Consider the following 21,391-nt stretch of genomic DNA (forward strand, 5'->3'; position numbering starts at 1 on the left):
CTGCGCCCATCCACGCCGATCATCGGGTGTTCTCCGCGCTCATCGGGTGTTCTCCGCGCTCATCGGTCGTCCTCGTCGCTCTGGGGGCCGCGCCACCCGGCGACGGGCAGCTGGAACTTCGCGACCAGGCGGTCGGTGAACGGAGCGTCCTTGAGGCGGGCGACCCGCACCGGGTCGGGCGAACGCCGGACCTCGACACGGGCGCCCGGGGGCAGGTCGTGGGTCCGTCGGCCGTCGCACCACAGGACGCCGACGCCGCTCGTGCGCCGCAGGACCTCGATCGCGAGCGTGCAGTCCGGCCCGACGACGATCGGTCGGGCGAACAGGGCGTGGGCGCTCAGCGGCACCATGAGCAGCGCGTCGACGTCCGGCCACACGATGGGGCCACCGCCGGAGAACGAGTACGCCGTGGAGCCGGTCGGGGTCGACACGACCACGCCGTCGCAGCCGAAGGACGACAGCGGGCGGCCGTCGACCTCGGTCACGACCTCGAGCATCCGTTCCCGGGAGGCCTTCTCGATCGTGGCCTCGTTCAGCGCCCAGCTCGAGTAGACGATCTGGTTGCCGACGACCACGTCGACCTGCAGGGTGACGCGTTCCTCGACGTTGTACTCGCCGGACAGCGCGCGCTCGACCGTCTCGGACAGACCGTCGCGCTCGCTCTCGGCCAGGAACCCGACGTGCCCGAGGTTCACCCCGATCAGTGGAGCGCCGGTGTTCCGGACGAGTTCCGCCGCGCGGAGGATCGTGCCGTCGCCGCCGAGCACGATGACGATCTCGAGCTGGTTCGGCTGGACGTCGACGCCGAGGATGTCGACCTTGCCGACCGACGCCTCGGCACGACGGATGTCGGCGTACTCGTCGAAGGGCATGACGGGCGTGAGACCGGCCGCGTGCAGGAGGTCGCAGACCTCGACCGCAGCGTCGATCGAGTCACGGCGACCCGTGTGGGACACGAGCAGGATGTGCCGTTCGTCACTCATGAAGACCCTTCCGTGAGTTCGGTCGCCCGGACTCTCCATTCTGTCGGATTGCCCCCGACACCGCGCTGGAAGCGGGCCAGGTACTCGTGGTTGCCGTGTGTCCCGACGATCGGGGACGCGGCGAGCCCACTGGTGCCGAGGCCCAGGTCCCACGCCGCCCACAGCACGTTCATGAGCGCGTCGTTCCGGAGCCCGGCGTCGTGCACGATGCCCTCGCGGACACCGCCACGACCCACTTCGAACTGGGGCTTCACCAGGAGCACGAACTCGTCCGCGGGGACGGCTTCGGCCAGCGCCGGCAGCACCAGTCGGAGCGAGATGAAGGACAGGTCGCCCACCACCAGACTCGTCTCGGCGGCGGTGCCGTCGAGCGCCAGGTAGTCGGCGCGCGTGAGGTTTCGCGCGTTCGTCCCCTCGACCACGGCGACGCGTTCGTCGAGCGCGATGGTGGGGTGCAGCTGTCCGTGCCCCACGTCGAGCGCGATGACACGGCGCGCACCGCGTGCGAGCAGCACCTGGGTGAACCCACCGGTGCTCGCACCCACGTCGAGCACGACCCGACCGAAAGGTTCGACGCCGAACGCGTCGAGTGCACCGACGAGCTTCCGGGCCGCCCGCGAGACCCACTCGTCCGCGGCGTCGACCTCGATGTCCGCGTCGGACGCGATCGGCGTCGACGGCTTCAGGACGGCACGGCCGCCCACGAGCACCCGGCCGTCCTGGATCAGCTTGCTGGCGACGGTGCGCGACCGTGCGAGCCCGCGTGCAGCGAGGAGGGCGTCGAGGCGGACCGGGGTCGCGTCGTGCACGGCTCCGTCCGGCTCAGGCACTCGCGGAGCCGCCGCTCTCGAGCCGCGTCCGCAGCTCGTCGTGCAGGGCGGAGAAGGCGTCGGCACGGTCGGCGAGCGGCAGGGCCTCGGCCTCGGCGGTGCGCGCGGCGAAGGCGTCCTGCTGCTCGGGTTCGACGGACGTCTGCTCGGGTTCGGCGGACGTCTGCTCGGGGTTCGGCACGTCCGACACGCTACTCGCCGCCGTACAGCTGCGGGTCCACGTCGAGGCCGTAGATGGCCAACCCGGACTCCCAGATGAGCGTCGAGCCGGCACGGAGCCGATCGATGTCCGTCCCGGCGTCGAGCACCCGGACGACGTGCCCGCGCATCGCCACCGTCGAGGTACCGACGGTCACGTACCTGGTGCCGTCCTCGTCCTCGCGCCGCACCGTCTCCGGGTACGGCTGGGACAGCCCCCGGAGGTCTTCGAGCACGTAGGTGGGACGCGAGCGCTGGTCGGCCGCGAGCACCTGCTTCGCCTTGTCGATGCCGGTGAGCACGAGCACGCTCGGGATACCGGCGTCGTTCGCGCCCTTGATGTCGGTGTCCAACCGGTCCCCGATGAACAGGGTGCGACCGCCGCCGAATCGCTCGACCGCCGTGTCGAAGATCGGCCGCTCCGGCTTGCCGGCAACCACAGGCATCCGGCCGACCGCCTGGTGCACGGCGGACACGAGCGTGCCGTTGCCGGGCGCGATGCCCCGCTCCACCGGGATCGACCAGTCCATGTTCGTGGCCACCCACGGCACGCCCGGGTCGGCCAGGGCGAACGATGCCTCGGCCAGTTCCTTCCAACCGAGGTCCGGCGAGAAGCCCTGGATCACCGCGGCCGGGGAGTCCTCGGCACTCGAGGTGACCGTGAACCCGGCTTCCTCGACGATGCTCGACAGGCCGAGCCCGCCGGTGACCAGGACGGTCGATCCGGCCGGCACCAGGGTCGCGAGCAGCTGGACGCCGGCCTGCGACGAGGTGACGACGTCACCCTCGGACACCTCGAGCCCGTACCGCTCGAGGTGCTCTGCGACGTCGATCGGTCGGCGCGACGCGTTGTTCGTGATGTAGCCGACCCGCGCCGTGAGCGATGCCCGGGTGAGGGCCTCGACCGCGTGCGGGATGGCGTTGCGGCCGCGGTAGACGACGCCGTCGAGGTCGGTGAGGACCACGTCGACGCCGTCGGTCAAGGCCGCCGAGTGCTCAGCCGGCTGCGGAGCCGTCGACGTCGCGGGGGTTGTCGTCGTCGATCTCGCCGGGCTCGTCGGCTGCGGAGGTGTCGTCGTCGAGGGCGTCGAGGGCGGGTTCGTCATCGAGGTCGTCGTCGATGTCGTCGGCGGATTCGTCGTCGCCGTCGAGTTCGTCGGTCGCGACGTCGTCGGCTCCGAGGTCATCGGCGGCGGCGTCTCCGGCGTCTCCGTGTTCTTCGACTTCGAGCGTTTCCTCGACCACATCAACTGTCTCCCAAGCGTTGTCGTCCGCGATTTCGGCGAGGGCCGCTGCCGCGCGGTCCACACGGGCCCACCACTCGTCGGCCTCGTCCTGTCGACCGAGCTCCTCGAGCGTGGCCGCGTAAGCACTGTAGAGCGCCGGGGACCACGTGTAGGCGGTGGATGGGTCGAGCTGTGGAATCTCCAGCTCGCCGAGGGCGGCTGTGGGATTCCCGAGGTCGAGACGAGCGCCGGACATGGCGATCGCGAGCTCGACCTGCACCGGGGTCTCGAGGGCCGAGCGCTCGACCGAACGACCGAGCTCGAGTGCCCGCTCCGGACGGCCCAGGCCACGCTCGCAGTCCACCATCATCGGGAGCTGGTCGTTGCGACCGGAGATCCGACGGTAGGTGCGGAGCTCCCGGAGCGCGGTGGCGAAGTCGCCGAGGCGGTACGCGGTGATCGCGGCCGTCTCGCGGACGACACCGACACGACCGGCACGACGAGCAGCACTCAGGGCGTGCTGGTTGGCCGTCTCGGGGTCGTCGTCGACGAAGAGCGCGGCGGCCACGAGGTGACGGGCAACCCAGTCGGCGTTGTCCTTGCTGAGGGTCTTCAACTCCATCCGGGCCGCGGGGTCGAGGTCGCGCGCCTGGATCTCCTCGGGGATCTCCGGGTCGTCGTGGCGCGGACGGATCGACTTCGTGCCGTAGGGGTCGCGGTCCTCCCAGTCGTCGCGCGCGGCCTCACCGAAACGGGCGCCGGCGTGACGGCTGCCGTCACCGAAACGACGACGGTCCTCACCGCCGTCGCGAGCCGGGCGGTCCGACGAACCACCGCGGAACGAACGGTCGGACGAACCACCACGGGCCGGACGGTCGGACGAACCACCGCGGTACGGGCGGTCGCCGTCTCGAGCAGGGCGGTCGGAGCCCCCGCGGTACGGACGGTCGCCATCACGAGCGGGACGGTCCGAGGATCCCCCGCGGTACGGGCGGTCCCCGTCGCGAGCCGGACGATCGGAGCCCCCGCGGTACGGGCGGTCGCCATCGCCACGGCGACGGTCAGAACCGCCCTGGAAGGGTCGGTCCCCGTCACGGCGCGGCCGGTCGGAGGACCCGCCACGGTACGGACGATCACCATCACGAGCGGGACGGTCCGAGCCACCGCGGTACGGGCGATCGCCATCACGACGCGGACGGTCTGAACCACCCTGGAACGGGCGGTCACCGTCACGGCGCGGACGGTCAGAACTCCCGCCACGGAACGGACGATCACCGTCACGAGCCGGGCGGTCGGAGCCACCACGGAACGGACGATCGCCATCGCGTCGCGGACGATCGGCACCGCGCGGACCATCGCCACGCGGCGGCCGGCCGGAGTCACCACGGTCGCCCTGCCACGACGGACGGTCGTTCCGGTCGCCGGACCGGAACGGACGATCCCCATCACGACGCGGAGCGCTGTCCCGGCGGGGTGCACCGTCACGGAACGGACGGTCTCCACCCTGCGGACGATCACGACGGTCGCCTTCGCGGCGCTCGAACTCACGAGGACCGGACGACCAACGACCATCGCTCTGGCCGTCCCGTCGCGGAGCGCCGTCGCGACGCGGGAACCGGTCGCCGTCCCGCCGGGGTCGATCTCCGCGGTCCCCGTCGTTCCGCCGCTGATCGTCGTCGTTCGCCACCGTTGCTCCTCATCGCGTGCCCGGTGCAGTGCCTCGGGCGTTCGTCCGCTGTGTCGTTGTGTTGGGTGCCGCGTCGGTCACCCGACGTCGGCCTCCAGTCCATCACGAACCAGAGCCGGCGTCGAGCGAACGGCGGCAGAAACAGAAATGGCCACCGGCCCCGACCGAGAACGAGGGTTTCCCCTGCGAATTCTCGATGGAGGGCCGATGGCCACATCTTTCAAACGTTAAGTCCGGCGGCGTCCTACTCTCCCACAAGGTCCCCCTTGCAGTACCATCGGCGCTGAGAGGCTTAGCTTCCGGGTTCGGAATGTGACCGGGCGTTTCCCTCTCGCTATGACCACCGGAACACTCTCGACCAGATCATACATTGGTCTCAAAGCTGTCCCGACTACCACCCTCCGTGAAGAGGGCAGAGCGGTGTATTCAGTCTCGATTCCCGATCGTCTGTCGGGAACCACAAAGTGGACGCGAGCCCGTGCAACAAGTGCACGGAAATCAGTGTGTTATCAAGTCTTCGGCTTATTAGTACCGGTCAGCTCCACGGGTCGTTAGTCCCCGCTTCCACATCCGGCCTATCAACCCAGTAGTCTGCTGGGAGCCTCTCACACTCAAGGTGCATGGAAATCTCATCTCGAAGACGGCTTCCCGCTTAGATGCTTTCAGCGGTTATCCGGTCCGAACGTAGCTAATCAGCGGTGCCCTTGGCAGAACAACTGACACACCAGAGGTTCGTCCATCCCGGTCCTCTCGTACTAGGGATAGATCTTCTCAAATTTCCAACGCGCGCAGCGGATAGGGACCGAACTGTCTCACGACGTTCTAAACCCAGCTCGCGTACCGCTTTAATGGGCGAACAGCCCAACCCTTGGGACCTACTCCAGCCCCAGGATGCGACGAGCCGACATCGAGGTGCCAAACCATGCCGTCGATATGGACTCTTGGGCAAGATCAGCCTGTTATCCCCGAGGTACCTTTTATCCGTTGAGCGACAGCGCTTCCACAAGCCACTGCCGGATCACTAGTCCCGACTTTCGTCCCTGCTCGACCTGTCAGTCTCACAGTCAAGCTCCCTTGTGCACTTACACTCGCCACCTGATTGCCAACCAGGTTGAGGGAACCTTTGGGCGCCTCCGTTACTCTTTGGGAGGCAACCGCCCCAGTTAAACTACCCATCAGGCACTGTCCATGAACCCGATCAGGGTCCTACGTTAGACATCCAAAGTGACCAGAGTGGTATTTCAACAATGACTCCACGAACACTAGCGTGCCCGCTTCACAGTCTCCCACCTATCCTACACAAGCCACTCCGAACACCAATACCAAACTGTAGTAAAGGTCACGGGGTCTTTCCGTCCTGCTGCGCGTAACGAGCATCTTTACTCGTAGTGCAATTTCGCCGAGTTCGCGGTTGAGACAGCTGGGAAGTCGTTACGCCATTCGTGCAGGTCGGAACTTACCCGACAAGGAATTTCGCTACCTTAGGATGGTTATAGTTACCACCGCCGTTTACTGGGGCTTAAATTCAGAGCTTCGCCCAAAGGCTAACCCTTCCTCTTAACCTTCCAGCACCGGGCAGGCGTCAGTCCGTATACATCGTCTTGCGACTTCGCACGGACCTGTGTTTTTAGTAAACAGTCGCTTCCCACTGGTCTCTGCGGCCTTCAACGCTCACGGAGTAAATCCGGTCACGTGTCCGGCCCCCCTTCTCCCGAAGTTACGGGGGCATTTTGCCGAGTTCCTTAACCACGATTCTCTCGATCTCCTTGGTATTCTCTACCTGACCACCTGAGTCGGTTTCGGGTACGGGCGGCTGCAACCTCGCGTCGATGCTTTTCTCGGCAGCATAGGATCACTGATTTCCCCTTACGGGTACGCGTCGGATCTCAGGCATACAGACGACGGATTTGCCTATCGTCAGCCCTACATCCTTACACCAGGTTCACCTTACGGATACCATCGCCTGGCTCAGCTACCTTCCTGCGTCACACCTGTTCATACGCTAACCGCACCAGCATGGGGTCGAGCGTTAGACCGGCCACCATCACCCCGAAGGGATCCGGTTGTACCGGGTTAGGACTCTTAGCACCACTGGATTAGCTTGGGCGGTTGTTCGCCGGTACGGGAATATCAACCCGTTGTCCATCGACTACGCCTGTCGGCCTCGCCTTAGGTCCCGACTTACCCAGGGCGGATTAACCTGGCCCTGGAACCCTTGGTCTTTCGGAGGACGGGTTTCTCACCCGTCTTTCGCTACTCATGCCTGCATTCTCACTCGTGTAGCGTCCACGGCTGGATCACTCCGCCGCTTCACTCGCCACACGACGCTCTCCTACCACTCCGCACGACTGAACCACGAAGGCTTGTCTATAGTGCGAAATCTACAACTTCGGTGGTGTGCTTGAGCCCCGTTACATTGTCGGCGCGGAATCACTTGACCAGTGAGCTATTACGCACTCTTTCAAGGGTGGCTGCTTCTAAGCCAACCTCCTGGTTGTCTGTGCAACTCCACATCCTTTCCCACTTAGCACACGCTTAGGGACCTTAGTTGGTAGTCTGGGTTGTTTCCCTCTCGACGATGAAGCTTATCCCCCACCGTCTCACTGCTGCGCTCTCACTCACCGGCATTCGGAGTTTGGCTGACGTCAGTAACCTGTTGAGGCCCATCGGCCATCCAGTAGCTCTACCTCCGGCGAGAAACACGCAACGCTGCACCTAAATGCATTTCGGAGAGAACCAGCTATCACGAAGTTTGATTGGCCTTTCACCCCTATCCACAGCTCATCCCCTCCATTTTCAACTGAAGTGGGTTCGGTCCTCCACGACGTCTTACCGTCGCTTCAACCTGGCCATGGATAGATCACTTCGCTTCGGGTCTAGAACATGCGACTCAAACGCCCTATTCAGACTCGCTTTCGCTACGGCTGCCCCTCACGGGTTAACCTCGCCACATATCACTAACTCGCAGGCTCATTCTTCAAAAGGCACGCCGTCACCCCTACTAAGGAGGCTCCGACGGTTTGTAAGCAAACGGTTTCAGGTACTATTTCACTCCCCTCCCGGGGTACTTTTCACCTTTCCCTCACGGTACTTGTCCGCTATCGGTCATCTGGGAGTATTTAGGCTTATCAGGTGGTCCTGACAGATTCACACGGGATTTCTCGGGCCCCGTGCTACTTGGGATACACATCCGGCCATAACACCATTTCGTCTACGGGGCTGGCACCCACTACGGCCCGGCTTTCAAACCGGTTCGACTATGATGCGCTGTAACCGTCCCAGTCCGGCAGAACTGAGTGACGTGTCCCACAACCCCGACCATGCAACGCCCGCCGGCTATCACACATGATCGGTTTAGCCTCATCCGCTTTCGCTCGCCACTACTCACGGAATCACATGTTGTTTTCTCTTCCTGTGGGTACTGAGATGTTTCACTTCCCCACGTTCCCTCTACCCGCCCTATATATTCAGGCGGGAGTCACCAGGTCGCAAAAGCGCCTGGCGGGGTTTCCCCATTCGGAAATCCTCGGATCGAGGCTCGATTATCAGCTCCCCGAGGCTTATCGCAGATTTCTACGTCCTTCATCGGCTCCAGATGCCAAGGCATCCACCGTTTGCTCTTAGAAACTTGACCACAAAGATTAAAATTGCGATCCAACGTCACCACTCAACAACCCGAAGGCTGATCATGGATGACGCGAATCAAAGATGCTCGCGTCCACTGTGTAGTTCTCAACATACGATCGGCACCAGCACTCCCCCACCACAACAGTAGGTTCACCCTGGCCCGACGAAGGACCCGTAGGCCCAACCCCCACCACCACTCACGTAGCAGCAGGAAGCCTGGTCCCTCAGGACCCAACAACGTGCACCAGCTGGCAGCTCCACCCCGACCCGTCCCAACCCTGCAAGCAGAGCGTACTGAGGTCGGAAGCATCACTCCCAACTGCACTGTCAATGTTCCACCCATGAGCTACCCGTCGGACACGTTCGGTCCGAAACAGGCGCCTGGACCAGCAACCAACCACCCATGATGGGCGACCAGCACTGACCAGATGCTCCTTAGAAAGGAGGTGATCCAGCCGCACCTTCCGGTACGGCTACCTTGTTACGACTTAGTCCTAATCACCGATCCCACCTTCGACGGCTCCTTCCACAAGGGTTAGGCCACCGGCTTCGGGTGTTACCGACTTTCATGACTTGACGGGCGGTGTGTACAAGGCCCGGGAACGTATTCACCGCAGCGTTGCTGATCTGCGATTACTAGCGACTCCGACTTCATGAGGTCGAGTTGCAGACCTCAATCCGAACTGAGACCGGCTTTTTGGGATTCGCTCCACCTTACGGTATCGCAGCCCTTTGTACCGGCCATTGTAGCATGCGTGAAGCCCAAGACATAAGGGGCATGATGATTTGACGTCATCCCCACCTTCCTCCGAGTTGACCCCGGCAGTCTCCTATGAGTCCCCGGCATAACCCGCTGGCAACATAGAACGAGGGTTGCGCTCGTTGCGGGACTTAACCCAACATCTCACGACACGAGCTGACGACAACCATGCACCACCTGTACACCGACCACAAGGGGGCGACCATCTCTGGCCGTTTCCGGTGTATGTCAAGCCTTGGTAAGGTTCTTCGCGTTGCATCGAATTAATCCGCATGCTCCGCCGCTTGTGCGGGCCCCCGTCAATTCCTTTGAGTTTTAGCCTTGCGGCCGTACTCCCCAGGCGGGGCGCTTAATGCGTTAGCTACGACACAGAAACCGTGGAAAGGTCCCTACATCTAGCGCCCAACGTTTACGGCATGGACTACCAGGGTATCTAATCCTGTTCGCTCCCCATGCTTTCGCTCCTCAGCGTCAGTTACGGCCCAGAGATCTGCCTTCGCCATCGGTGTTCCTCCTGATATCTGCGCATTCCACCGCTACACCAGGAATTCCAATCTCCCCTACCGCACTCTAGTCTGCCCGTACCCACTGCAAGCCCGAGGTTGAGCCTCGGGATTTCACAGCAGACGCGACAAACCGCCTACGAGCTCTTTACGCCCAATAATTCCGGACAACGCTTGCACCCTACGTATTACCGCGGCTGCTGGCACGTAGTTAGCCGGTGCTTTTTCTGCAGGTACCGTCACTTTCGCTTCTTCCCTACTAAAAGAGGTTTACAACCCGAAGGCCGTCATCCCTCACGCGGCGTTGCTGCATCAGGCTTTCGCCCATTGTGCAATATTCCCCACTGCTGCCTCCCGTAGGAGTCTGGGCCGTGTCTCAGTCCCAGTGTGGCCGGTCACCCTCTCAGGCCGGCTACCCGTCGTCGCCTTGGTGAGCCATTACCTCACCAACAAGCTGATAGGCCGCGAGTCCATCCCCAACCAAAAAATCTTTCCACCACCAGACCATGCGGCCAGTGATCATATCCAGTATTAGACGTCGTTTCCAACGCTTATCCCAGAGTCAGGGGCAGGTTACTCACGTGTTACTCACCCGTTCGCCACTAATCCACCCAGCAAGCTGGGCATCATCGTTCGACTTGCATGTGTTAAGCACGCCGCCAGCGTTCGTCCTGAGCCAGGATCAAACTCTCCGTAAAAAAATACAGACCCAACACCCGAAGGCATCAGACCGAGTTGATTCTGACTGTTGACTGTCTACTGACAATCTTCAATCCAAAAGGAATTGCTTCATGACCCGGTCAGCAAGCCGACCAGGCACGAGGTCAATCAATAAATTGGCATTGACAATGTGCACGCTGTTGAGTTCTCAAGGACCAGACGCACTTGCTCCTCGGCTCGAGTTCGAGCTTCAGCCACAAGGCTTGTGTTCTTGGCTTGCCACCGGTTGTTCGTCGGACCCGGAGGTCCAGTGGCTCATCCCGAGGGGAGAGAACCGGTGGGCTTGTCATCCTAGGCGTCGAAGCGATCCGGCGCAAGGCCCGATCTGAACTTCAGTGGAGGATGGTCCCGCTTGAGGGCCGACGTGCTCTGGGCTTTCGCTCCAGCCGCTCCGCCGCACCTTTGGGGTGACGAGTAAGAACTATACGCAGCCCTGAGCGAGTGCGCCAAGCCAGCCCCCATCCCGGGCGTGTCGCGTTGTGCAACACACGTCGCCCGGACGCAGCGATGCCCGGTTCCACCGGGGAACCGGGCACCACAGGGGGGCGAGCAACCGGGATCAGGCGAGCGTCACTCCGGCGAGGGTCTTCTTGCCACGACGGAGGACGAGCACTCCCCCGGGCAGGGCGAGTCCGGACAACGGGGCGGCCGGGTCTTCGGCCCGGACGTTGTTCACGGAGACGCCGCCCTGGTCGATCGCGCGGCGGGCCTCGCCGAGGGACTTCACGAGTCCGGTCTCCACGAGTGCCCGTGCGACGTCCGCTCCGGAGTCGAGCGTGACCGATCCCGGCAGCGCGGCGATCGCCGACCGCAGGGTCTCCGGGTCGAGCGCACCGAGGTCACCGTTACCGAACAGCGCGGCCGCGGCATCGATCGCCGCCTGGGTCGCCGCCACTCCGTGCACGATCGAGGTGACCTCGAAGGCCAGGGTCCGCTGGGCCTCTCGTCGGAAGGGCTCGTCGGCGACGGCCTGCTCGAGTCGTTCGATCTCGGCGCGCGTCAGGAACGTGAACTGCCGCAGTCGGGCGATCACGTCGGCGTCCGTCGTGTTGAGCCAGAACTGGTACATGGCGTAGGGCGAGGTCATCTCGGCGTCGAGCCAGATCGCGTTGCCCTCGCTCTTGCCGAACTTCGTGCCGTCGGAGTTCGTGATGAGCGGGGTCCCGAGAGCGTGCACCGTGGCACCTTCGGCACGACGGACGAGCTCGGTGCCCGAGGTCAGGTTGCCCCACTGGTCCGAGCCACCGGTCTGCAGCGTGCACCCGTACTGCCGGAAGAGTTCGCGGTAGTCGAGCCCCTGCAGGATCTGGTAGCTGAACTCGGTGTAGCTGATCCCCGCATCGGAGTTCAGGCGCGCGGCGACGGCGTCCTTCTTGAGCATCGAGTTGACGCGGAAGTACTTGCCGACGTCGCGCAGGAAGTCGATCGCGGACATCGGGGCGGTCCAGTCGAGGTTGTTCACCAGCCGGACGCCGTTGTCGCCGTCCGGACTGAGGAACCAGGACACCTGTGCCTGCAGTCGGGACACCCACTCCGCCACGGTCTCCGGCGTGTTCAGCGTGCGCTCGGCCGTGGGACGGGGATCGCCGATGAGACCGGTCGACCCACCCACCAACGCGAGCGGCTTGTGCCCCGCGAGCTGCAGCCGACGCATGGTCAGGAGCTGCAGGAGGTTGCCGCAGTGCAGCGACGGCGCGGTCGGATCGAACCCGCAGTAGTACGTGATCGGCTCACCGTCGAGGGCCTCTTGCAGCGCGGTCTCGTCGGTCGAGACCTGCACCAGACCGCGCCACTGCAGTTCGTCCCACACCGAGTCGAAGGCGGGGTCGTTCTGCTGGCGCGTCAGGACGTCTTGAGCGGTATCACTGGACACCCCGCCATCGTAGCGGCGACGGACGTCCGGCAGGCGCGGCAGCCGGGAGGCCCGTGGCCGGGTTCACGAGTCGAGGGCGCCCTTGTGCCGTCGGTACGTCGAGACCGTGGGGTCACCCGTCAGCCAGAAGCGCCAGGGGTACCGCACCCCGCCGGCGATGCCGCCGACGCCGGTGCGCGGGCCGCGGGAGATCCGTGGGACCGCAGCGCTCGCGGGCGGACCGGCCAGGGTCTCGGACAGGAGCTCGTCGATCACGTGGGCCGGTCCGGCGGAGGCGAGCCGGGCCTCCAGGCCGGGTGCCAGGGTGAGCACGAACGGGCCGGACCCGTCGAGGAGCGACGTGCCGTCGTCCTGCCCGAGGACCGCTCCGAGTGCACCACCGAGGTTGCCGGGCCCGCGTGCCAAGGCGACGTCCGTGACCTTCGACCCGCGACGAGCTCGCGCGACGTCGAGTCCCTCGACGACCTGCGCACCGCGCAGCAGGGAGCCCGACGAGGTGCCGGCCGGCCCGCTCACGACGTTGACGCAGGTGTGGATGCCGTACGAGCGGTAGGCGTAGAGCGTGCCGGGCGGACCGAACAGGTGGCGGTTGCGCTCCGTCATCCCCCGATGACCGTGTGATCCCGGATCGGTGGGGCCGGAGTAGGCCTCGACCTCGGTGATGCGGAGCGCCACGCCGCGCCCCGCGATCGTCGCACCGAGCAGGGCCGGCGCGGCGATCGGGGCGGGCTCGGCGAGCAGCGCGGCGATCCCCTCGGTCATCGCGAGAAGGGTGCGCCCTCGGCCAGGTCGCGGACGCGGCGGGTGACGGACGCGAGCTGCTCGGCGACCCGGTCGGGTGCGGTGCCCCCGACGCCGGAGCGCGATGCGACGCTGCCCTCGATGGTCAGGACGGAACGGACGTCGGGCGTGAGGTGCTCGGACACCGACCGGTACTCGTCGTCGGTCGGCTCGTCGAGCTCGATGTCGCGCTCCTCGCAGTACCGGACGAGCGCGCCGGAGACCTCGTGCGCATCCCGGAACGGGACCCCCTGGCGGACCAGCCACTCGGCGACGTCCGTCGCGAGCGAGAACCCCTGCGGCGCGAGCTCGGCCATCCGGTCGGTGTCGAAGGTCAGGGTCGCGATCATGCCGGTGAACGCGGGCAGCAGGACCTCGAGCGTGGCGACGGAGTCGAAGACCGGCTCCTTGTCCTCCTGCAGGTCGCGGTTGTAGGCCAGCGGCAGGCCCTTGAGGGTCGCGAGGAGCCCGGTCAGGTTGCCGATCAGGCGCCCCGACTTGCCCCGGGCGAGCTCGGCGATGTCCGGGTTCTTCTTCTGCGGCATGATGCTCGAGCCGGTCGAGAAGGCGTCGTGGAGCCGGACGAAGCCGAACTCCTTCGTGTTCCAGAGGATGACCTCTTCCGACAGGCGCGAGACGTCGATGCCGATCTGCGCGAGGACGAACGCGAACTCGGCGACGACGTCGCGGGCGGCCGTGGCGTCGATCGAGTTGTCCGCCGGGCGGTCGAAGCCGAGCTCCGCGGCGATCGCGGCGGGGTCGAGGCCGAGCGAACTCCCTGCCAGCGCACCGGCACCGTACGGGCTGACGCTCGCGCGGCCGGCCCAGTCGCGGAGGCGCTCGAGGTCGCGGACGAGCGGCCAGGCGTGCGCGAGCAGGTGGTGGGCCAGGAGCACGGGCTGCGCGTGCTGCAGGTGCGTGCGGCCCGGCATGATCGCGGCCGGGTGCTCGGTCGCCTGCTGGGTGATCGCGTCGACGAGGTCGATCACGAGCCGGCCGATGCGCCGCCCGTGGTCGAGCATGTGCATGCGGCCGAGGGTTGCGATCTGGTCGTTGCGGCTGCGACCAGCGCGGAGCTTGCCGCCGAGTTCGGGACCGAGGTCGGCGATGAGCAGGCGTTCGAGGGCGCCGTGGACGTCCTCGTCGGAGTCGTCGGGCTGCAGTGTGCCGTCGGCGTGCGCCGCTTCGAGCCGGTCGAGGCCGGCGAGCATCCGATCGAGCTCGTCGGCGGTCAGGTAGCCCGCGGTGTGCAGCGCTCGGGCGTGGGCTCGGGACCCCGCGATGTCGTACGGCGCGAGCTGCCAGTCGAAGTGCGTCGACTTCGAGAGCGCGGCGAGGGCCGCACTCGGGCCGTCGGCGAAGCGGCCGCCCCAGAGGGCACCGGTGTTGGTGGCGTCGGTCTTCTCGTCGGTCATGTCGTCCTGCGTCGTTTCGTCGGTGCTGGGTCGGGCCGGGGGCTCGGGCCGTGGGCGGTTGGTCGGTGTGGTGCGGCCGTCGGTCAGTTCGCCGCGTCGCGGCGGGCGGAGATCTTGCTGGGCAGTGACCAGAGCTCGATGAACCCCCTGGACACGGACTGGTCGAACGCGTCGCCGGTGTCCGACGTCGCCAGGTCGAAGTCGTAGAGGCTCTGCTCCGACCGACGGCCCGTCACGGTGGCACGCCCGCCCTGCAGCCGCAACCGGACGTCGCCGGACACGTGCTGCTGGGTGTGCTCGACGAAGGCGTCGAGGCTGCGCTTGAGTCCGCCGAACCACAGGCCGTCGTAGACCAGGTCGGCCCACTCGGACTCGACGCCGCGTTTGAACCTGGCGACGTCGCGCTCGAGGGTGAGGCTCTCGAGCTCCTCGTGCGCGGCGATGAGCGCGATCGCGGCCGGCGCCTCGTAGACCTCGCGCGACTTGATCCCGACCACCCGGTCCTCGACGACGTCGATCCGCCCGACGCCGTGCTTGCCGGCGACCGCGTTGAGCTCCTGCACCATGCGCAGCACGCTGAACCGCTGCCCGTCGAGGGCGACCGGGACACCGCGGTCGAAGGTGATCGTGACCTCGTCGGGCTGCTGCGGGAGCGCCGGGTCCTGCGTGGTCGCGTAGAGGTCGTCGGCGGGGGCGGTCCACGGGTCCTCGAGGAGCCCGGTCTCGACGGCTCTGCCCCACACGTTCTGGTCGACCGACCACGGCTCCCGCTCCGAGTGCTGGATCGGCAGCCGGTGCTCCTGGGCGTAGGCGATGGCGCGGTCGCGGGTCAGGGCGAGGTCCCGCACCGGTGCGACGGTCCGCAGGTCCGGTGCGATCGCCGCGACGGCTGCCTCGAAGCGGACCTGGTCGTTGCCCTTGCCGGTGGAGCCGTGCGCAACGCTGTCGGCACCGAGTTGCTTCGCCGTGAGGGCGAGGTGCTTCGCGATGAGCGGGCGGCTCAGTGCCGAGACGAGCGGGTACCGCTTCTGGTAGAGCGCGTTGGCCCGGAGCGCCGGCACGATGTACTCGTCGGCGAACTCGTCCTTGGCGTCGACGACGAGCGACTCGACGGCGCCGCAGTCGAGCGCACGCTGCCGGACCGCCTCGAGGTCCTCGCCGCCCTGGCCGACGTCCACCACGAGTGCGACGACGTCCTTGCCGGTGGCGTCGCGCAGCCAGCCGATCCCGACGGAGGTGTCGAAACCGCCGGAGTACGCGAGGACGACGCGGTCAGCCACTGGTGTTCGGTCCGTCGGCTAGTCGTTGGCGAGCAGCCAGGCCAGCAGCGCCTTCTGGGCGTGCAGACGGTTCTCCGCCTCGTCCCAGATGATGCTGCGCGGGCCGTCGATGACGTCGGCGGTCACCTCGAACCCGCGGTCGGCCGGCAGGCAGTGCATGAAGACGGCGTCCTCGGCGGCGTGCGCCATGAGCGCGTCGTCGACGCGGTACCCCGCGAAGGTGTCGAGGCGCGACTGCTTCTCGGACTCCTTGCCCATCGACACCCAGGTGTCGGTGACGACCACGTCGGCACCCGCGACCGCGGCAACCGGGTCGGTCACCACGAGGACGGAGCCGCCCGTCACGGCGGCGCGTTCCTCGGCGTCGGTGACGACCTGCGCCGACGGGGAGAACTCGGCGGGTGCGGCGACGCGGACGTGCATGCCCGCCGTCGCCCCGGCGAGCAGGTACGACTGCGCCATGTTGCTCGCACCGTCGCCGATGAACGCCACGGTCTGTCCGGCGAGGGCGCCGCGGTGCTCACGGATGGTGAGCAGGTCGGCGAGGAGCTGGCAGGGGTGGAAGTCGTCGGACAGCGCGTTGACGACGGGGACCGTGGTGCCGGCGGCCATCTCCTCGAGCCCGGCCTGACCGTAGGTGCGCCAGACGATCGCCGACACCATGCGCTCGAGCACGCGGGCGGTGTCCGACGGGGTCTCCTTGCCGCCGAGCTGGCTGTTCGCCGTCGAGATGATCAGCGGGCTGCCGCCGAGGTCGGAGATGCCGACGTGGAAGGACACGCGGGTACGGGTCGACGACTTGTCGAAGATCACCGCGACGCTCTGCGGACCGGCGAGCGGCTTCTCCGCCCAGCGGTCGGCCTTCATGCGGTCGGCGATGTCGAGGATCGCGGACTGCTCGGCCTGGCTCAGGTCGTCGTCGCGGAGGAAGTGGCGGGTCATGCGGTGGGCTCCTGCGCTGCGGCGACGGCCGCGAGGCTCTGGGCGAGGATCGACAGGAACTCGTCGATCTCGGCGTCGGACACGATGAGCGGCGGCGCGATGCGCAGGCTCGACTCGTTGGGGGCGTTGATGATGAGGCCGCGCTCGAGGGCGGCTGCGTTGACGGCCGGGCCGATCGGACCGATCAGACCGACGCCGATGAGCAGGCCGGTACCACGGACCTCTTCCACCAGCGGGGACCCGATGGCGCGGATGCCGTCACGGATCCGCTCGCCCTTGACCACTGCGCCGGCGACGAGTTCCGCACGCTCGATCTCCTCGAGCACCGCGTTGGCGACGCGGGTGCCGAGCGGGTTGCCGCCGAAGGTCGACCCGTGCTGGCCGGCCGAGAACAGGTCGGACGCCCAACCGAACGTGACGAGGGCGCCGATGGGGAAGCCACCGGCGATGCCCTTCGCGACGGTGATGGCGTCCGGCGTCACACCGTGGCCCTGGAACGCGAACCAGTTGCCGGTCCGGCCGACACCCGTCTGGATCTCGTCGAGGATCAGCAGTGCGCCGTGCTCCGCGGTCAGTCGGCGTGCCGCCAGCAGGAAGCCCTCTGGTAGGTCGACCACGCCGGCCTCGCCCTTGATGGGTTCGAGGATCAGGGCGGCGACGGAGTCGTCGATCGACGCTTCGAGCGCCTCGATCGAGGTGTCGATGTGCTCGACGCCGGGGATCATCGGCAGGAAGTCCTGCTGCAGCGCAGGCTTGCCGGTGAGCGCGAGGGCACCCATCGTGCGCCCGTGGAAGCCCTGCTTGAGCGCGAGGATCCGGGTCTTCGTGCCGTCCGCACCCTTGTTGAGGCGGGCCAGCTTGAACGCGGCCTCGTTCGCCTCAGCGCCGGAGTTGCCGAAGTAGACACGGCCAGCGTCGCCCGCACCGGTGATGCGCTTGAGTCGCTCGGCGAGTTCGAGCTGCGGCGGGGTTGCGAAGTAGTTCGACACGTGCACGAGCTTCGCGGCCTGGTCGGCGATCGCCTCCACCAGGGCGGGGTGCGCGTGGCCGAGCGAGTTCACCGCGATGCCGGCGAGGAAGTCGAGGTACTCGTTGCCGTCGACGTCCCAGACGCGGCAGCCCTGGCCACGCTCGAGCATGATCTTCGGCGGGGTCAGGGATCGCATGAGCGACGCCCCGAACCGGTCGTTCCAGGTATCGGTCTGCGTCTCGGTGCTCACTGCTGGTGTCCCTTCTCGTCCGTACCCGCCACGTGCTGGCCGGTACTGCTGTCGATCGACGGCGACGCCACGCGACGGCCGATCTCGGCGTGGGTCATCTGGTTCTCGGTTCGTCGGCTCGGGTCCGGGATCACCTCGGTGCCCGCACCCCGCAGGGTGAAGACCTCGAGCAGGATCGAGTGCGGGATCCGGCCGTCGATGATCGTCGCACCGCCGACCCCGCCGACCACGGCGTCGAGGCACGCGGTCATCTTGGGGATCATCCCCGACTCGAGGCTCGGCAGGAGTTCGCGGAGCTCGTCGACCGCGATGAGGTCGACGATCGAGTCCCGGTCGGGCCAGTGGCGGTACAGCCCGGGGACGTCGGTGAGCATCATGAGCTTCGAGGCGCGGAGCGCGATCGCCAGGGCACCCGCCGCAGCGTCCGCGTTCACGTTGAGTGCCTGGTCGGGGTGCGCGTCGTCGATCGCGATGCTCGAGACGACCGGGATCCGGCCGGCCTCGATCGCGGCGAGCACACCCGACGGGTCGACGTGGGTGATGTCCCCGACGTGGCCGAGGTCGTACTCCTGCCCGTCGACGACGACGCCCTTCTTCTCGCCGGTGAACAGCGAGCCGCCGTCGCCGAACACGCCGACGGCCAGGCCCTCGCCGTGTTCGTTCATCAAGTCCACGATCTCACGGTTGACCTCGCCGGCCAGGACGTCGCGGACAACCGTGATCGCCTCGGTCGTCGTGACGCGGTAGCCGCCGCGGAACTCGGACTCGATGCCCTGTTCCTTGAGGGCCGCGGAGATCTGCGGGCCGCCGCCGTGCACGACGACGGGGTGCAGACCGGCGTAGCGCAGGTAGACCATGTCCTCGGCGAAGGCGCGCTTCAGGTCCTCGTTCACCATGGCGTTGCCGCCGAACTTGACCACGACGACCTTGCCCGAGAAGCGCTTCAGCCAGGGCAGCGACTCGATGAGCGTCGCGGCCTTGACCGCGGCGAACTCGTGTTCTTCTTCCTTCGTGAGGGGCGTGCCGGCCCCGTTCGTGTCCGCCGCCATCAGCTGGAGTACGCGCTGTTCTCGTGCACGTAGTCGTGCGTGAGGTCGTTGGTCAGGATCGTGGCCGAGTGCGTGCCGACACCGAGGTCGATGCGCACGTGGGTGTCACGAGGGGTCAGGTCGACGGAGTCGCTCGGCTCGTCGGGTGCGCCCGCGTGGCAGACCCGGACGCCGTTCATGCTGACGTCCACCGCGTACGGGTCGAACTCGGCGTCGGTGGTGCCGATCGCCGCGAGCACCCGGCCCCAGTTCGGGTCGTTGCCGAAGACGGCCGCCTTGAACAGGTTGTTCCGGGCGACGCTCCGACCGACGGTCACGGCGTCGTCCTCCGTCGCGGCGTGCACGACCTCGATCGCGATGTCGTGGCTCGCACCCTCGGCGTCCTGCTGCAGCTGGCGGGCCAGGTCGGCGCAGACCGCGGTCAGGGCTTCCTGGAAGTCACCGACCTCGGGCGTCACGCCACTCGCACCCGACGACAGCAGCACGACGGTGTCGTTCGTGGACATGCAGCCGTCGGAGTCGACCCGGTCGAACGTGATGCGGGTGGCGGCACGGAGCGCCTGGTCGAGCTGGTCCGGCGTCTGCACGGCGTCGGTCGTGATGACGACGAGCATCGTCGCGAGGCCCGGGGCGAGCATCCCGGCACCCTTGGCCATGCCGCCGACGGTCCAGCCGTCCTCGGTCACGACGGACTGCTTGGCCTTCGTGTCCGTCGTCATGATCGCGGTCGCCGCATCCGGACCGCCGTCGCTGCTGAGTGCGGCGCTCGCCAGGTCGACGCCGCGGAGCACGTTGTCGCGGAAGGTCTGGTCGCCCACACCGATGAGCCCGGTGGAGCAGACGACGACGTCTCCGGCTCCGATCCCGAGGGCGTCGCCCACGGCTTCGGCCGTCAGGTGCGTGGTCTGGAAGCCGAACGGGCCGGTGAAGCAGTTCGCGCCGCCGGAGTTCAGGACGACGGCACGGGCGACGCCGTCCCCGACGACCTGGCGGGACCAGATGACGGGGTGCGCCTGGGCCCGGTTGCTGGTGAAGACGGCGGCCACGGCCGCGCCGGGGCCGTCGTTGACGACGAGGGCCACGTCCGGCTTGCCGCTCGTCTTGAGGCCTGCGGTGACGCCGGCGGCGCGGAAGCCCGCTGCCGCGGTGACGCCCTGGAGGCCCGGCTCGGTCTGGGTGGTCGTGCCTGCGTCGGTCACGGTGCGACTCCGTCCACGCTGAGGCCCGTGGTCTCGGGGAGACCGAGGGCGATGTTCGCCGACTGGACGGCGGCGCCGGCCGTGCCCTTGGCGAGGTTGTCGAGCGCGGTCACCGCGACGACGCGGCCGGCGGCCTCGTCGACGGCGATGCCGACGAGCGCGGTGTTCGCACCGATCGTGTCCGCGACCCGGGGGAACTCGCCCTCGGGCAGCAGGTGGACGAAGGGCTCGTCGGCGTACGCCTGCTCCCAGGCCAGTCGGACGTCGCGTGCGCTGACGCCGGGCGAGAGCTTCGCGGTGGTGGTCGCCAGGATCCCCCGCGACATCGGGACCAGGACCGGCGTGAACGAGATCGTCACGTCGGCGGCCCCCGCGACCTGCAGGTTCTGCTGGATCTCGGGGACGTGCCGGTGCGAGCCACCGACGGCGTAGGCGCTGGCGGACCCCATGATCTCGGAGGCCAGGTAGGTGGTGGCCAGCTTCTTGCCGGCGCCACTCGGGCCGACGCTGAGCACCGCGACGAGGTCGTCGGACTCGACGAGGCCGGCCTGGATGCCCGGCTGGATGCCGAGCGTCACCGCGGTGACGTTGCAGCCGGGGACCGCGATGCGCTTCGTGCCGACCAGGGCGGAACGCTGCTTGCCCTGCGACGCGATGTCGTCGACCTCGCGCCATTCGTCGGCCGAACCCGGGGTGGGCGCCGCGAGCAGGAGCTCGGGCAGCCCGTAGGTCCATGCACCGAAGTAGTCGCCGCCGTAGAACCGCTCCCACGCTGCCGGATCCGTCAGACGGTGGTCCGCGCCGCAGTCGATGACGAGCGCGTCGTCGCCGAGTTCCGCGGTGATCGCACCCGACTGGCCGTGCGGCAGCGCCAGGAACACCACGTCGTGCCCGCGCAGCGTCTCGGCCGTCGTCTCCGCCAGCGTCAGGTGCGACAGGGAACGGAGGTGCGGCTGCGTCGCGATCAGGGGCTGTCCGGCGTTGGAGAACGCCGTCACCGTCCTGACCTCGAACTCGGGGTGGGCGGAGAGCACGCGCAGGAGCTCACCACCCGCGTAGCCGGAGGCTCCCGCCACGGCGACGGATACGGACATGGGAT

General features: G+C 67.0%; 14 protein-coding genes and 3 rRNA genes. All 17 read right to left on the reverse strand.

The features are described from left to right. Positions 1-59: 59 nt before the first annotated feature. Positions 60-983: an NAD kinase gene (locus DEI96_RS15190; RefSeq protein WP_071245131.1), complete on the reverse strand. Its 924-nt coding sequence runs from the start codon at positions 981-983 to the stop codon at positions 60-62. After that, on the reverse strand, positions 980-1,813 hold the full coding sequence (locus DEI96_RS15195; RefSeq protein ID WP_111024876.1) for a TlyA family RNA methyltransferase: 834 nt from the start codon (positions 1,811-1,813) through the stop codon (positions 980-982). Before DEI96_RS15195 ends, DEI96_RS15190 begins: the two co-directional genes overlap by 4 nt. Continuing rightward, complete coding sequence (locus DEI96_RS15200) at positions 1,806-1,994, reverse strand: hypothetical protein (protein ID WP_146246973.1); 189 nt, start codon at positions 1,992-1,994, stop codon at positions 1,806-1,808. The genes DEI96_RS15195 and DEI96_RS15200 overlap by 8 nt, the downstream gene beginning before the upstream one ends. Positions 1,995-2,004: 10 nt before the next feature. Next, on the reverse strand, positions 2,005-2,994 hold the full coding sequence (locus DEI96_RS15205; protein WP_111024874.1) for an HAD-IIA family hydrolase: 990 nt from the start codon (positions 2,992-2,994) through the stop codon (positions 2,005-2,007). Between the two features lie 13 nt (positions 2,995-3,007). Then, entirely contained in the window at positions 3,008-3,859 is an 852-nt protein-coding gene (locus DEI96_RS15210; protein ID WP_111024873.1) for a tetratricopeptide repeat protein, read from the reverse strand. A gap of 1,296 nt (positions 3,860-5,155) precedes the next feature. Next, positions 5,156-5,272 (reverse strand): 5S ribosomal RNA (rrf, locus tag DEI96_RS15215). Positions 5,273-5,429: 157 nt separating this feature from the next. Further along, positions 5,430-8,558: ribosomal RNA gene (locus DEI96_RS15220) — 23S ribosomal RNA — on the reverse strand. Positions 8,559-8,990: 432 nt separating this feature from the next. Then, a 16S ribosomal RNA gene (locus tag DEI96_RS15225) occupies positions 8,991-10,512 on the reverse strand. Together the 16S, 23S and 5S rRNA genes form the textbook arrangement of a ribosomal RNA operon. Before the next feature lie 581 nt (positions 10,513-11,093). Beyond that, positions 11,094-12,407 (reverse strand): tyrosine--tRNA ligase, encoded by a 1,314-nt coding sequence (gene tyrS / locus DEI96_RS15230; RefSeq protein ID WP_111025023.1) that lies wholly within the window; start codon positions 12,405-12,407, stop codon positions 11,094-11,096. Positions 12,408-12,470: 63 nt separating this feature from the next. After that, the gene (locus DEI96_RS15235) at positions 12,471-13,169 is read right to left on the reverse strand and encodes a DNA-3-methyladenine glycosylase (RefSeq protein WP_111025022.1); all 699 of its coding nucleotides are present in this window, start codon (positions 13,167-13,169) and stop codon (positions 12,471-12,473) included. Then, positions 13,166-14,602 (reverse strand): argininosuccinate lyase, encoded by a 1,437-nt coding sequence (gene argH / locus DEI96_RS15240; protein WP_111025021.1) that lies wholly within the window; start codon positions 14,600-14,602, stop codon positions 13,166-13,168. The genes DEI96_RS15235 and argH overlap by 4 nt, the downstream gene beginning before the upstream one ends. An 83-nt stretch (positions 14,603-14,685) precedes the next feature. Continuing rightward, complete coding sequence (locus DEI96_RS15245) at positions 14,686-15,882, reverse strand: argininosuccinate synthase (RefSeq protein ID WP_111025020.1); 1,197 nt, start codon at positions 15,880-15,882, stop codon at positions 14,686-14,688. Between the two features lie 18 nt (positions 15,883-15,900). Beyond that, positions 15,901-16,824: an ornithine carbamoyltransferase gene (argF, locus tag DEI96_RS15250; protein WP_111025019.1), complete on the reverse strand. Its 924-nt coding sequence runs from the start codon at positions 16,822-16,824 to the stop codon at positions 15,901-15,903. Then, positions 16,821-18,044 carry an acetylornithine transaminase gene (locus DEI96_RS15255; protein ID WP_111025018.1) on the reverse strand — a complete coding sequence of 408 codons (1,224 nt, stop codon included), beginning with the start codon at positions 18,042-18,044 and terminating at the stop codon, positions 16,821-16,823. The genes argF and DEI96_RS15255 overlap by 4 nt, the downstream gene beginning before the upstream one ends. Next, the gene (argB, locus tag DEI96_RS15260; RefSeq protein ID WP_111025017.1) at positions 18,041-19,093 is read right to left on the reverse strand and encodes an acetylglutamate kinase; all 1,053 of its coding nucleotides are present in this window, start codon (positions 19,091-19,093) and stop codon (positions 18,041-18,043) included. Before argB ends, DEI96_RS15255 begins: the two co-directional genes overlap by 4 nt. After that, complete coding sequence (gene argJ, locus DEI96_RS15265; RefSeq protein ID WP_111025016.1) at positions 19,093-20,292, reverse strand: bifunctional glutamate N-acetyltransferase/amino-acid acetyltransferase ArgJ; 1,200 nt, start codon at positions 20,290-20,292, stop codon at positions 19,093-19,095. Before argJ ends, argB begins: the two co-directional genes overlap by 1 nt. Then, positions 20,289-21,386, reverse strand: a complete 1,098-nt coding sequence (locus DEI96_RS15270) for an N-acetyl-gamma-glutamyl-phosphate reductase (RefSeq protein WP_111025015.1) — start codon at positions 21,384-21,386, stop codon at positions 20,289-20,291. Before DEI96_RS15270 ends, argJ begins: the two co-directional genes overlap by 4 nt. Positions 21,387-21,391: the final 5 nt, after the last annotated feature.

Source organism: Curtobacterium sp. MCLR17_031 (assembly GCF_003234775.2).
In the GTDB taxonomy this organism is placed as follows: Bacteria; Actinomycetota; Actinomycetes; order Actinomycetales; family Microbacteriaceae; genus Curtobacterium; species Curtobacterium flaccumfaciens.